Below are 13,307 nucleotides of genomic sequence, written 5' to 3'. Positions count from 1 at the left end.
AGTTTCGCAAAAAAAACGGATATTCTGTCCCCTTTTTGAATGCCCAAGTCCTGCAAACTATGCGCTATGCGGTTCGTCAGCCGGTTAAACTCTCTATAGGGGTGAAAAGCCGATTTTCCTCACCGTAAAAAAAGAAGGGGCTGTCGCCGGCTGTGTCAGCCCATTTTTCCAGATATCGGGTGACTACTTCTTCCTTTGCGATTTCCGACACGCACTCATTCCCTCTTCTGTTTAGAACAGTTTCTTCAGTTCTTCTTTTTTGACCTTTCCTGTCGTGGTCAAAGGAAACTCACTTATAATCCGGATTTCCGGCACTTTGTACGTCGCCATATTTTGTCTGCACCAAGCATCCAGGTCCGCTTCTGATAAGAGAGCTCCCTCACAGAGCTTAATGAATGCAACAGGCACTTCTCCTTTTTCTGCGTCCGGTCGTCCTACCACGGCGCTCCCCTCAATCGCAGGATGGCGTCCCAGCAGGGTTTCGATTTCGGAAGGAAACACACTCATGCCGCGCACTTTCAGCATTTCCTTTTTCCGGCCAAGAAAATGAAGAAATCCTTGTTCATCGAGCACGCCAATGTCCCCTGTGTAAAACCACCCGTTTTGAAGCGATTGTTGACTCGCTTCCGGTTTGTTCCAATACGACTTGAGCAGTGACGGCGTACGAATCACAATTTCTCCTTTTTCTCCTAAAGGAAGCAGTTCCCGCGTGGCAAAATCGACGATTTTAAATTCAGTTCCCGGCATGGGCAATCCGCAAAAAACAGGTTCACTTAAAAGGTCCATGTTATTCTCCTGAAATCCATTGGTAAACGTATCCATCGTGTGCGTTTCCGTCATTCCGTAAGCACCTTCACGTATGACACACTGAGCACCGGCAATCTCTTGCCAACGCCGCCGGTAGCTCACATTCATTTTTTTGATAAAACTCATCGCAAGGACAGTTTTAAGACTGGTCAGATCATATTCCGGAACCCGTGGATGCTCCATAAGTTCCACCAGATTATCGACAACTCCGCCGGTATTGGTGACTTTGTAAAGATCGATCGCGGTAAGAACCGCTTCCGCGTCCCATCTTGTCAGCAATATGCATGTATTCCCTGTAAAGACCGGCGCGATCAGCCCGCTGTTTTCGCCTGCAATCCAAAAAATAGGCACATAGATCAGGCTGATGTCGCCCGGTTTAGATTCAATGGTGTAAGTTGCACTGGTGGCAGCCGTATAGATCATATCCCGCTGCGTGTGCTCGCAGCCCTTTGGCATCCCTGTCGTGCCGCCGGTGTAGTTAAAAGCCACTACATCGTCCAAGCCTACATCCATGTTCGGATAATCCGCCTTTTGCAGAAGAAGTGTCTCCATAAAGGGAACGGTTCCCGTAAGATCCACATTTGCATCCGTCATCGTTTTGTGAACAGGAATCGTCGGATTTTGCGGCAAAAAATCGGAGAACCGCGTCACAAGCACCGTATGTACGGGCGTTTGATCCACGACAGATTGGACCAGCGGCACAAACTGATCCAATGTGACAATCACACGGGCGCCACTGTCACTGAGTTCATAAATAAGTTCCAGTTCTTTAAACATGGGATTAACCGGAACATGGACACAGCCCAGTTTCAAAATTCCGTAAAACGCGATATGAAACTGCGGGCAATTCGGCAGGAAAACAGCCACCCTATCCCCTTTTGTAAGCCCCAAATCGGCAAGACAGGAAGAAAACCGGCTGCTGAGATCATCCAGTTCGCGAAAACTCACTTCCCGCCCGTAATAGATCAAAACCGGATGATCGGGCTGCCTTTCTGCCCATCTTTGCAGATAGGTTGTCAGCGGAACTTCGCCAAAAGGATAGTTCGGTTCCGACGGCAAATGATTGGGCCACTGCTGTTTCCAAAGAGTTCGCAGGGTTTCCAGATACATTTCTTCTTGCATACTCTCACCTCATAACAATTTTATTCATAAAGAAAACAGGCGATTTGACGATCCTCCGCCACAGTAAGAGGCGTCGGTTCTTCCGTTTTGCAGCGCTCCATGGCCGTTGGACAGCGGGTATGAAACCGGCACCCTTTTGGCGGATTGGAGGGGCTTGGAAGATCCCCGCTTAAAACGATCCGCTCCCGTTCGCGGCGACTCGGATCCGGTTCCGGGACAGCAGAAAGAAGAGCTTTCGTATAGGGATGCAGAGGATTGGAAAAAAGAGAATCTCCCTCAGCCTGCTCGACGATTTTCCCCAGATACATGACAGCAATCTTGTGGCTGACATATTTAACGGCTTGCAGTCCATGTGAGATAAACAAATACGAAATTCCCAGATCCTGTTGGATATCCGTGAGAAGATTAAGGATTTGCGCCTGAATCGATACATCAAGCGCCGATATCGGTTCATCACAGACAATCAGTTTTGGAGAGAGGGCTAACGCTCTGGCAATCCCGATCCGCTGACGCTGACCTCCCGAAAATTCATCAGGATAGCGGCTTGCATGATAGGAGGCAAGTCCGACCCGCTCCAGGAGTTCATCCACCCGTTTATCCCGTTCCGCCCTGCTTCCCCAATTTTGCAGCAAAAGCGGTTCCGCAACGATTTGCCGAATGACCATGCGGGGGTTGAGGGATGCATACGGATCCTGGAACACCATTTGCAAATTTTTGCCCGCATTACGCCGGATTGTCTTTTCCGCAATCGATTGGCCCTGAAAGAAAATCTCTCCGTCTGTCGGTGCCAACAGGCCTACAATCATCCTGCCTGTCGTAGATTTTCCGCAGCCCGACTCGCCGACAAGCCCCAGCGTTTCCCCTTGCCCGATAGCAAAACTGACACCATCGACCGCCTTTACGGCGCGACGCGTTTTCCTGAACATTCCTCCGCCTGCGGAGAAATGCCGTTTTATGTTTTGCACGGAAAGAAGCGGCTCAGACATACGATTCCTCCCTGTTCAGAGGATTCCAGCACGCAGCAGATTGATTGGTATGCTTTGAAATGGCAGGAAACTCCGCCTTGCATGGATCTGTTGCATAAAAACACCGCGCGTGAAACGGACAGCCTTGCGGCAGATCAAATGGACTCGGTACAGTACCTGGAATCGAAGCAAGACGTTCATTCTTTCCATCCAGTTTGGGAACACTTTGCAGAAGCGCCCTTGTATAGGGATGCAACGGCCGCTCGAAAATAGCAGCCACATCCCCCTCTTCCACAATTCGCCCCGCATACATCACAAGTACCCGGTCTGCCATTTCCGCAACCACACCCAGATCATGAGTAATCAGCAAAATGGAAACTCCCGTCTGTTCTTGCTGTTGTTTCATGATCTGAAGCACTTGCGCTTGTATCGTCACGTCAAGTGCGGTTGTAGGTTCATCGGCAATCAGCAAAGAAGGTTTACAAGCAAGCGCCATCGCAATCATGACACGTTGCCGCATGCCGCCTGACAGTTGATGGGGATATTCGTCAAGCCGTTTTTCCGGATCGGATATACCCACTTGCTCCAAAAGCTGTTTGGCGGCGCCCAGCGCCTCTTGTTTGCTTTTCTTTTGATGAAGCAAAATCGGTTCCATGATCTGCTTCTTAATTTTGTGCACTGGGTTTAGCGATACCATCGGATCCTGAAATATCATCGATATTTGATTGCCGCGTATGTCTTGCATCACCTTGTTTGGCAGATCGAGCAGCTCCTGTTCATGGAAACGAATGGAACTGTCGGCTCCATAACGGATTCCTGCGCCATGCAGCCGCATAACCGAAAGAGCAGTGACACTCTTGCCGCTTCCCGATTCGCCAACAAGCGCTACAATCTCCCCTTTATTTACATGAAACGATACGTCATGGATCACAGAAATATGCCCCGCATCTGCAGGAAACGAGACTTGCAGATGGCTCACCTCAAGGAGGGGACGTTGTTCACCCATACTTTTCCTCCTCATGTCCGTTTCATTTTCGGGTCAACGGCGACACGCAGTCCGTCTCCAAAGAAATTCCCGGCCAGGACGGTAAAAAGAATGGCAAGTCCCGGGAACACCATCAACCACGCATTTTGATAGATTTTGGTATAGGCTTGTTGCAGCATCATCCCCCAACTAATCTGGGGCGATTGTGCGCCAAGTCCCAAGAAGCTTAGAGAGGCTTCCACTAATACGGCAAAACTAAAACTAAAAGATGCTTGCACAATAATCGGAGACAGGGTATTGGGAATAATATGTTTGCACATAATCCAAAACGGACCCGCTCCCGCAATCTGCGCCGCTTCTACATAGGCGGATTTCCGAATTTGCAGCGTTTGCCCCCGCGCGAGTCTAGCAAATTGCGGCGTAAACACAATACCGATTGCAATCATCGCATTTTTAAGGCTTACGCCAAGCGCACCGGTAATTCCCAAGGCCAGAAGAATGGCTGGAAACGACAAGATGGCATCTACAACCCGCATAAAAATATCATCCAAGACGCCCCCGATATACCCTGATACAATCCCTATCGGAACGCCAATCACCAGCGGGATCAAAATCGCAACAAAACCGGCTTCAATTGCCGCTCGTGAACCAAACAGCAATCTGCTCAATACGTCTCGGCCCAGTTCATCCGTCCCAAACCAGTGATGGGCATCGGGAGGCTGCATAACAGCATTCAGATTTTGCGCTTGCGGATCATGGGGAGAAATCCAGGGTGCAATCAGCGCAATAACTATCAATGCTATCAAATAAAAGAAGCTTGCCAAGGCCAACTTTTCTTTCCTGAACCGTTTCCAAATGGCTGCTGCACGCAACCCTATCCCCCCTAATACTCGATTCTTGGATCGACAATCGCATAGATCACATCCGTTATGAAATTGATGGCAAGAACGAGAATCACCATGACTAGAACAACGCCCTGTAGCATCGGAAAATCACGCTGCAAAATGGATGAGACGGCAAGCTGCCCCATACCCGGTATAGCAAACAGGGTTTCAACAACTACGGTAGCTCCCAGCAGGCTCCCAAACAAAAGGCCAATTGTGGTTACCACCGGCACAAAAGAGTTCCGCAGCCCATGCTTCCATATGACTCCCCACAGCCCAAGTCCTTTCGCATATGCCGTACGAATGTAATCGGCATCCAGAACTTCCAGCAGGGAAGAACGAAGCTGTCTGGTAATTTGCGCCGCACCAAAAGCACCCAGGGAGATCGCAGGCATGACGGCATTTTCCAGAAACTTGCCAGGATTCTCCGTGATACTCACAAACCCTGTTGCAGGAAGCCATTTCATTTTTACACTGAACAGAAAAACGAGCAGCATCGCCAGCCAAAAGTTGGGAACGGCCGTACCCAGCATGGCGATCAGCCGCGCAATGTAATCCAGCCAACTGTTGGGGCGAATCACCGATATGATGGCAAAAAACATGCCCACAAGAATCGCAATGAGCATCGCAAATACAACCAGTTGCAGTGTCACACCGACCCGGGTACCAATCGCAGAACTTACAATTTCCCCCGTAAAGAGGGATCTGCCCAGATCCCCATGCAGCGCACGAACAAGCCAGTCTGCGTACTGTACGTAAATCGGCTGATCAAGACCCAGTTGATGGTTCAACTGGGCAATTTTCTCTTCCGTAGCGTTCTCTCCCAGCAGTGCCAAAGCCGGATTTCCGGGAATGAGAAGAATCAGGGAAAAAACAACAAGTGTCGTTACGAGAACCATAGGCACCACGTACAGGAGTCGGCGCAACAAAAACCTTAGTAACATCGTTCTCCCTCCTCTTCCTCCACGGCTATTCAAGCCGCAGGAAAGCGAATCGCGGTTTTCCCAAGGCTGTCGGTTCAAACCCTTTCACATGGCTGTTCATTGCACCTGTCTGCTTCAGAAACAGAATCGGAATATCCATCGCTTCCTGTACAATCGCGATCTTGTTGATCTGATCGTAGAGTTTGGCCCGTTTCACTTGATCGGTTTCTTGTGCCGCTTGCGAGATTAAAGACTCTTTTTCCGGCACCGTATAACCGCCAGCGTTATAGAACCCTTTCGAACCTAGGAAAAGATTGACCGTTTGCTGCGGATCCGGTCGGCCCGTCCAGTACGATAGAAAAGCAGGCACTTGCTTTTCTGAAAAATAGGTAGCGACCGCTTTTGTCAACTCTGCCGGCTTGATATTGACCGTAATGCCGATTTGTTTAAGCTGCTGCTGCACTGCTTCCGCAATTCTTTGGTCACGGGCATTGGCTGCCACTTCCATATCAAACGAGACAATGCTTAAACCCGAATTTTGCAGATATTGTTTCGCTTTGTCAGGATCATACGGAACCATTTGATCAGAATGCGCCCAGTATCCGCTCGGGAAGGTGGAATATGCAGGTTCACCGATTCCATTAAATAGACCTTTCACAATTTGCGGTCGATCAATGCCATACAGCAGCGCTAAACGTACATTCTTGTTGTCAAACGGTGGTTTCGTCGTATTGAGATAGATATTGGCAAATAGGAAGGTCATTTTTCCGCTTAACGTAATGCTGGAGTCGTTTTGCAGCGTTGCGTAATTATCCGGTGAGACGTTCCAGTAAAATTGCACCTGACCGGATTTGAGCGCATTTAAACGTGAATTTTCATCTGGCATGATTTTAACGGTGATTTTATTGAGATGCACTTGATCCTTTTGCCAGTAGTCAGCAAATTTTTCATATTGAATTTCTCCGCTGTGCACCCAGTTGACCATCTTAAATGGACCGGCTCCTACAGGATGCTGCGAATAATCGTTTCCGTATTTTTTAACGGCGGCGGGAGATACCATCATGCCCGCACGGTCTGAGAGAGCCAGAATAATCGAAGAATCAGGTTGTTTCAGGTGAATTTTAACAGTGTGAGGATCAGCCGCTTCGACCGACTCTACATTTTTCAGGTCGGAAACCTTGGATGAATCAGAATTGGCACGTTCGATGTTGAATTTGACAGCTTCCGCATTAAAATCTGTACCGTCCTGGAATTTGACATTTTCCTGCAGGTGAAGTGTAATGGTCTTTTTGTCGTCAGAGAACTCCCACGATTTTGCAAGACCGGGTTGCGGCTGCATCTCGCCATTATAATTAACAAGAGTTTCATAGGCCAAATAGAGCATCGCGTGGTCATTGCCGGAGCTTCCCAGGATTGGATCAAAATTGGTGACATCGCTGTCATATGCCACAACCAGCTCCCCACCGCTTTGTCCGGACGAAGAGGGCTTGTTGTCCGATCCGCATCCGGACAGTACAATACCCAGTGCGAGAGTCATGAGGGCAAGCAGTGATAGAAACGGTCTATGTTTCCTATCCATAAAACATGAACCCCTCCCTTAAAATGAATTGCTAAGATAGATAGTTTTAGTTAGCAACGCCTCCTAATTTCACAATATTCGGATTAATGGCCCCGTATGTTGAGACTGAAAATTATTGAAAGATTTTCCATCAAAATTTAAAATGATCCCGAGGTGATCTAAATGTCGCAATTTGTTCAATCTCTTCCGGAATGCCAGCCCTATCAAACAAGAGATGGGGGTAAGCTCTTTGTTCGGCACTATCCCGCAAAATCTTCTATCGCTATGATTATCCTGCATGGAATCTCAGAAGACAGCAAATACCTGAAACCGCTTGCTGAATTTATTTCAGCCAACAATCTTGCGAACGTATATACACCCGATCTTAGGGGATATGGCGAAAACCCGGTACGCAGAGGCGACGTGGATTACATTGGACAAATTGAAGATGACATAGCCGATCTGATCGAATGGATTGCGACATCCCACTGCCCTGCCAAAATAATTTTGGCGGGACACTCGGCTGGCGGGGGAACGGCCATCCGTTTTGCAGGAAGCAAGTATGTAAAGCTTGTTCAAGCGTACCTTCTGTTAGCTCCGCTTTTAGGTCCCGGCGCTCCAACCGAAAGACCGTCCGATGGCACGCTTCAGATCAATAAGAAACGTCTAATCACCCTTTTCCTCTTAAATGGCATAGGGATTAAAAAATGGAATTACCTTCCGGTGATGAAAAATAACAAGCCGGAAGAACTCAGACACGGCAGCGAAACGCTCGAATTCAGTTTTCGCCTGCTTATTTCCCGAACGCCCATGAAATACAAAAGAGATTTGCAGAAACTCAACAAACCTACACTTGTTTTGGCTGGCTCCAATGACGAAGTATTCGCTTCCGACCAGTATGAGCCTGTTTTTTCTGAATATACCAAAGCTAAGGTTGCAATCGTTCCAAATGAATCTCACGATGGGATACTATCTAACGCTGAGATTCATCAACTCGTGAAAGACTGGATTGCCAATTTGGATCTTTGAAAAAAAAACCGGAATTAAGTTCCGGCTATACTCCATGCTGCCTGCGGCAGCTTTCAATAATTTTTCTGTATAAGCTGATCAAGCCTTTTAAATTCGTATCCCTTTTGCCTGGCGTCATCAATGATTCTTCCCAACGCCTTGGCGTTATCCTTGGACACGGAATGCAGCAAAATCACGGCGCCAGGATGAAGTTGGTTCATCACTTTCTCATACGCGTAGTTGGCCCCCTTTTGGTCCTTGATATCCCAGTCTTTATAGGCAATCGACCAAAAGACGTTTGTATACCCGAGTTCTCTGCTGTACGCCAATGTTCGTTCACTAAAAATCCCTCTCGGTGTACGTAAAAAACGCATCTCCTTTTGCCCGGTCACCTCTGTCACACGCTGTTTCACTTGATCCAGCTCTTCCTTCATTTGTTCGTTTGAAATTTGAGTGACATCCGGATGATTCCATGAATGATTGCCGATCAGATGTCCTTCCGCCACCATCTGTTTCAATAACTCCGGTTGATCTTTTATATACTGACCCGTCACAAAGAAGATGGCCGGCACCTTTTTTTTCTTCAAGGTTTCCAAAATTTGCTTGGTGTACCCATTTTCATATCCATTGTCAAAGGTAAGGTACAGCTCTTTTTTTGTGGTGTCCCCCAAAAAGATGGCGCCATTTTTTTGCAGAAACTCCTTAAATCCTTCCTGGTCAATAGAGGGAAGCTGACCGTTTTTACTTTTCTTAAAGCCAAAGTGATAGGGAACATCCGAAACCGCGATGGCTGAGTTCTGCAATAACCCAACACATGCCAATGCAAAAACAACGGAAAGAATCAAATACCGTTTCATTGTTTCTGTTTCACTCCTTTGTAATGGGATCTCCTGTGTTTTTCCAGCACCTACTGTAATATCCCACCAAATTCAAAAAGTTATTTTGGAGTGAATGCAGAAAAAAACTTGGCTTTCGCCAAGCATGGTCGAAGGTATTGGCATGATGAAAGGTATTATACAAAATCGACTGCCAAATCAAATTCTTCTTCAAATTGTTGGCAACAGCCCACTTTTCTGCTGCGCTCCATTGAAATGCTTTTGCCATTTCATCGATCAACAGAGGATAGACAGCAGCAAGCGAATCTCGTTTGAAAAACAGCCGTCCCGTCCTTCGAATCAGACAATCACTGATATGGACTACCATTTCTTGCTCGATACCATACCATAACTCGGCGACTGCCAACCGTTGCTGCGGATCGTATGATGAGTCGTTGACTCGCCCCATTTTGTCTATAAAGCAATGGTGATTAACCTGCTCACGCGGTATGGCAAAGATCATGCGCCCGTCCGATACATCAAAATAAACGGATTGCTGCAGGGGGAGCTTGGAGTGCGGAACCACAAGATGGACTCCCTTCGTAAGGTGAAGACGTTTGCCGTACAGGGAGTTGTCTTTTGATCACAACTGATCCACCCACGGACCGGCGGCGTTAACGATTTTTCTTGCGAATATCTGATACTCGGTTTGGGAAAGAAGTTCGGTTACAACAACACCGATTGCTTTTTGATCCTGGTAAATGAAGCGGGTGGCTTCCGCATAATTGGCGCAGAGCGCTCCATAGGCAGCAGCGGTTTTGATCACCTCAATCACAAGCCTTGCATCGTCAGTCCGATATTCAATATAGAGCCCGCTTCCCTTTAAAATATCTTTGCGCAGCAAGGGCTCCTGTTTCTCTGTTGCCTGTTTGGACAGCATGACACGCCGTTCTTCTTTTTTTACACCGGCCAGCCGGTCATAGAGCCAGAGAGCAAACGAAGTGGCAAGTTTTCCGTAGGTGCCATTTGTGACTATCGGCAATAACATTTTCTCCAGAATTACGATGTGGGGAGCGTTTCGATAGAGTATGGCCCGTTCCCTTCCCACTTCTTTTACCAGTTGTAATTCGCCTTGTTTCAAATAACGCAAACCGCCATGGATCAATTTGGTGGATCGGCTGCTTGTGCCTGCAGCAAAGTCCTGCTTCTCCACAAGTCCAACCGTTAATCCGCGAGACGATGCATCTAACGCAAGCCCGGCACCGGTAATGCCGCCGCCTCTCACCAATAAGTCCAATCGCTGCTGAGCCATTTCCTGCAGTTTGTTGATTCTTGTAAAAGAAGATAGTGCTCCTGTTTTCTCCATGTTCCTCCCGAAAATCCTATTCTTCGTCCTTTTCCCAGCTCATCGTTCGCTTAACCGCTTTTTGCCATCCTTTGTACAATTTGGTTCTGGTTTGTTCATCCATTTGAGGTTCAAATACGGCATTCAACTGCGAATTATTCGCAATCTCCCCCATATCCCAGAAACCTGTTGCCAACCCCGCCAAAAAAGCCGCCCCAAGTGCGGTTGTTTCCGTCACCGCAGGGCGTTCGACTTTCACCCCCAAAATATCCGACTGGAATTGCATCAGCAAATTGTTCGCCACCGCTCCTCCATCCACTCGCAAAGCCTGCAATCTGATTCCGGAATCATCTTCCATCGCCCGCAAAACATCTCTGGTCTGATAGGCCAGCGCTTCCAGCGTAGCTCGAATGATATGTTCCTTGCTTGTTCCCCGAGTCAATCCAAAAATCGCGCCGCGAGCGTACATATCCCAGTAAGGAGCCCCCAATCCGGCAAAAGCGGGAACCACGTAAACACCGTCCGTATCCTTTACCTTTAGCGCATAATACTCCGAATCAGGTGCTGAATCGATCAGTTTCAGTCCGTCCCGCAGCCATTGTACGGCAGCTCCGGCAATAAATATGCTTCCTTCCAGCGCATACTCGACTTTTCCATGAATTCCCTTGCTCTCTTCTCGATTTATAAACAAATAACGGTGGTACTCTGAGAATTTGTCAGCCCCTGTCGCTGCTATACCAACATCCTACAGCTGCATGAGATGTTGTCAATTAGGGACGGTTTTTTTCATTTGACTGCTCTCAAAGAAATTAGTGGCCGCTGCAACGGGAATCGTCTGATACGAAACCAGTTCTTCAAAAAATGCCAAGTCTGCCAGATGGGTATCCAACAGCCCACGATGGCTCGGGCGGTCGAAGTGCCGCTTCCTGAACAGATATGCGACAATGAATTTTCGTCCGTTTCCGTCCTGTTTGGCCTGATCTTCTGCTTCCTTCAGAATCTGAACCAACTGGAACACGTCGACCAAATAGTCGGCAAACGCCTTCAGATGATAGGTCATGACTGCTTCCGACTGTTGCCAAATCTGCTGCAAGCTTTCCTGAATTTCCTGCAGGGCGCTCCGCAAAACGGGTTTAAACGGTTCTGACAAAGGGTTCTGCAGAGCGGCAATGTCCCGTGTCAGAATGCGGAAAAACGACTGGTGCCCATTCTCCTTTTTCATCACCCGAACCAGATCCAGTGCCAAAATATTGGCTGTTCCTTCCCAAACGGTCAGCACCTGCGAATCCCGCAGCAGGCGCGGTGTCACGTACTCTTCGATAAATCCGTTGCCGCCGTGTGTTTCAAGCGATTGATGGGCTGCTTTTATCGCCAGTTCACCGGTCCTGTATTTTAAAAGTGGAATCAGGAACCGGGCCATCGCTTTTTCATCCTCGGAAGCCGCTTGGTCTGTAACCATCTTGTCGAAATAATGGATCATTTCAAAGCACGACCCTGTATTGACCTCCAGTTCCACCAGCAGGTCTGCCAACGTTTCTTGCACCATGGAATACTGAATGATGGGCTTGCCAAACGCCTTCCGGCCTGACGCGTACTGAACCGCCTCATAAAAGGCGCGCCGCATGATTCCAAGCGATGCGATTGCATTGCAAATTCGGGAAATATTGAGAGCTTCCGCCATATACTTGAATCCTTTATCGGCGTCTCCGATCAAATACCCTTCCGCATCTTCCAGAATCACCTCGGCGGAGGGAACTGCGTTCACTCCCAGTTTTTCTTTTAACCGGCGCACATAGATCTGGTTTTTTTGCCCATCTGGCTTTATCCACGGAACCAAAAACAACCCTAACCCTTTTGTGCCGGGCAATTCCGGATTGATTCTAGCCAGCACGGTTGCCACCATGGCCCCCGCATTGCTGGCGAAAAATTTTTCGCCCGTTAGCCGATACACTCCCTCCCCTTGCTCCGGATCAGGTACTGCCATGGTCAAGTTGGCGCCCACATCCGACCCGCCTTGCCTTTCCGTGAGCCAAGTGGCTCCTTCATACAAAAAAACCAGGTTCCGCCTGGCTGAGCAGGTACCCTTGTAAATACGAATAGGCATAAGGGGCTTTCTCGTTCAGTTCCGGAATCTCATGATATAAGTAGCCGACAATACCGGATTCATAAACCTCTTTAACGGTCTGCTTGTAACCGTCATTCGTGATAATTTCGGAAATGTCTTCTCCCAGCCGATTGTATTTCTTCAGTTTTGGACGGCCTTCCCCATCGGTAAAAAAGGCCCGCTGATCTACAGGGCCGGCAATCAAGGCGCCGAACCGGGTTAATTCGCGATCTGCCCATTCCTGCAACTTTTCTGGCAAATAACGCCTCATCAAATATTGGATATTTGCATCCTCTGTATAAAAATTCGCATCTGGTTTGGGACGCGGCAGATTATCCGAATAAAGAGACCGGTCAATTTCCTTTTGAATATTTCGCATGTTAAACACCCCTATCGTCAGGTTTTTTTGTATTTGGGATCACGGGCAGCAGGATGTGTGACGGATACTGTTCGTTATGGAAAATGACTTGCTGCGCTTTTTCATTTCCGCACTTTCGATCGTGGTGCCTCCCGTATTTGGATAACCGGCGTAAACACCCCGTGCGCCCCGGGTCCAATAATCAATTTTTGCCAGGTTCGAGCTCTCTCGCCAGGGGCTTTTTCCCGCATTTCCGTAAAGTTTTTTAGTGTCGGACCGAGAAAGCAGTCATACCATCCGCCCAGATGATAAGCGGGAACATCCAAAATCGGGTATTCTTCGACGATGCTGAGCTTTTCCCATACCGGTTCCTCCAGCTTATGATTCAAAATGGCCGTTAAATGAGGAGGACGCTGGGTGGCACCCTCTTACA

General features: G+C 48.2%; 10 protein-coding genes and 4 pseudogenes. 1 reads left to right on the top strand and 13 read right to left on the bottom strand.

What is annotated here, in order from left to right:
• Positions 1–76: 76 nt before the first annotated feature.
• From skT53_RS18755 to skT53_RS02595, 7 genes are read right to left on the bottom strand one after another with little or no spacing between them, the layout of a single operon-like run.
• Positions 77–211, bottom strand: a complete 135-nt coding sequence (locus skT53_RS18755) for a hypothetical protein (RefSeq protein ID WP_264175992.1) — start codon at positions 209–211, stop codon at positions 77–79.
• A 20-nt stretch (positions 212–231) separates the two neighbouring features.
• Positions 232–1,929 carry an AMP-binding protein gene (locus skT53_RS02620; RefSeq protein WP_200759638.1) on the bottom strand — a complete coding sequence of 566 codons (1,698 nt, stop codon included), beginning with the start codon at positions 1,927–1,929 and terminating at the stop codon, positions 232–234.
• A gap of 20 nt (positions 1,930–1,949) precedes the next feature.
• A complete protein-coding gene (locus skT53_RS02615) occupies positions 1,950–2,915 on the bottom strand; it encodes an ABC transporter ATP-binding protein (protein WP_200759637.1) in 966 nt (321 codons plus the stop codon).
• Positions 2,908–3,900, bottom strand: a complete 993-nt coding sequence (locus skT53_RS02610; protein ID WP_200759636.1) for an ABC transporter ATP-binding protein — start codon at positions 3,898–3,900, stop codon at positions 2,908–2,910. Before skT53_RS02610 ends, skT53_RS02615 begins: the two co-directional genes overlap by 8 nt.
• Positions 3,901–3,911: 11 nt before the next feature.
• A complete protein-coding gene (locus skT53_RS02605; RefSeq protein WP_200759635.1) occupies positions 3,912–4,751 on the bottom strand; it encodes an ABC transporter permease in 840 nt (279 codons plus the stop codon).
• Between the two features lie 11 nt (positions 4,752–4,762).
• Positions 4,763–5,707 (bottom strand): ABC transporter permease, encoded by a 945-nt coding sequence (locus tag skT53_RS02600; protein WP_200759634.1) that lies wholly within the window; start codon positions 5,705–5,707, stop codon positions 4,763–4,765.
• Between the two features lie 25 nt (positions 5,708–5,732).
• The gene (locus tag skT53_RS02595; protein ID WP_200759633.1) at positions 5,733–7,265 is read right to left on the bottom strand and encodes an ABC transporter substrate-binding protein; all 1,533 of its coding nucleotides are present in this window, start codon (positions 7,263–7,265) and stop codon (positions 5,733–5,735) included.
• A gap of 162 nt (positions 7,266–7,427) precedes the next feature.
• On the opposite strand from skT53_RS02595, the gene skT53_RS02590 reads away from it, so the two are divergent.
• A complete protein-coding gene (locus tag skT53_RS02590; RefSeq protein ID WP_200759632.1) occupies positions 7,428–8,273 on the top strand; it encodes an alpha/beta hydrolase in 846 nt (281 codons plus the stop codon).
• A 53-nt stretch (positions 8,274–8,326) separates the two neighbouring features.
• On the opposite strand, the gene pdaA is transcribed toward skT53_RS02590, so the two are convergent.
• The 6 genes and pseudogenes from pdaA to skT53_RS19065 form a co-directional block, all read right to left on the bottom strand.
• Entirely contained in the window at positions 8,327–9,109 is a 783-nt protein-coding gene (gene pdaA / locus skT53_RS02585; protein WP_200759631.1) for a delta-lactam-biosynthetic de-N-acetylase, read from the bottom strand.
• Positions 9,110–9,119: 10 nt separating this feature from the next.
• The gene (locus skT53_RS19070; protein ID WP_226375400.1) at positions 9,120–9,536 is read right to left on the bottom strand and encodes a glycerol-3-phosphate dehydrogenase C-terminal domain-containing protein; all 417 of its coding nucleotides are present in this window, start codon (positions 9,534–9,536) and stop codon (positions 9,120–9,122) included.
• Positions 9,537–9,569: 33 nt separating this feature from the next.
• Positions 9,570–10,433, bottom strand: a pseudogene (locus tag skT53_RS02580) (FAD-dependent oxidoreductase); the annotation flags it as partial.
• Between the two features lie 16 nt (positions 10,434–10,449).
• Positions 10,450–11,076: pseudogene (locus skT53_RS02575) on the bottom strand (FGGY-family carbohydrate kinase); the annotation flags it as partial.
• A gap of 102 nt (positions 11,077–11,178) precedes the next feature.
• Positions 11,179–12,895 (bottom strand): annotated as a pseudogene (locus skT53_RS02570) (acyl-CoA dehydrogenase family protein).
• A 101-nt stretch (positions 12,896–12,996) separates the two neighbouring features.
• Positions 12,997–13,275: pseudogene (locus skT53_RS19065) on the bottom strand (CocE/NonD family hydrolase); the annotation flags it as partial.
• Positions 13,276–13,307: the final 32 nt, after the last annotated feature.

The sequence above is a fragment of the Effusibacillus dendaii genome (assembly GCF_015097055.1).
Taxonomy (GTDB): domain Bacteria; phylum Bacillota; class Bacilli; order Tumebacillales; family Effusibacillaceae; genus Effusibacillus; species Effusibacillus dendaii.
This window is presented reverse-complemented; position numbering and strand designations above follow the sequence as displayed.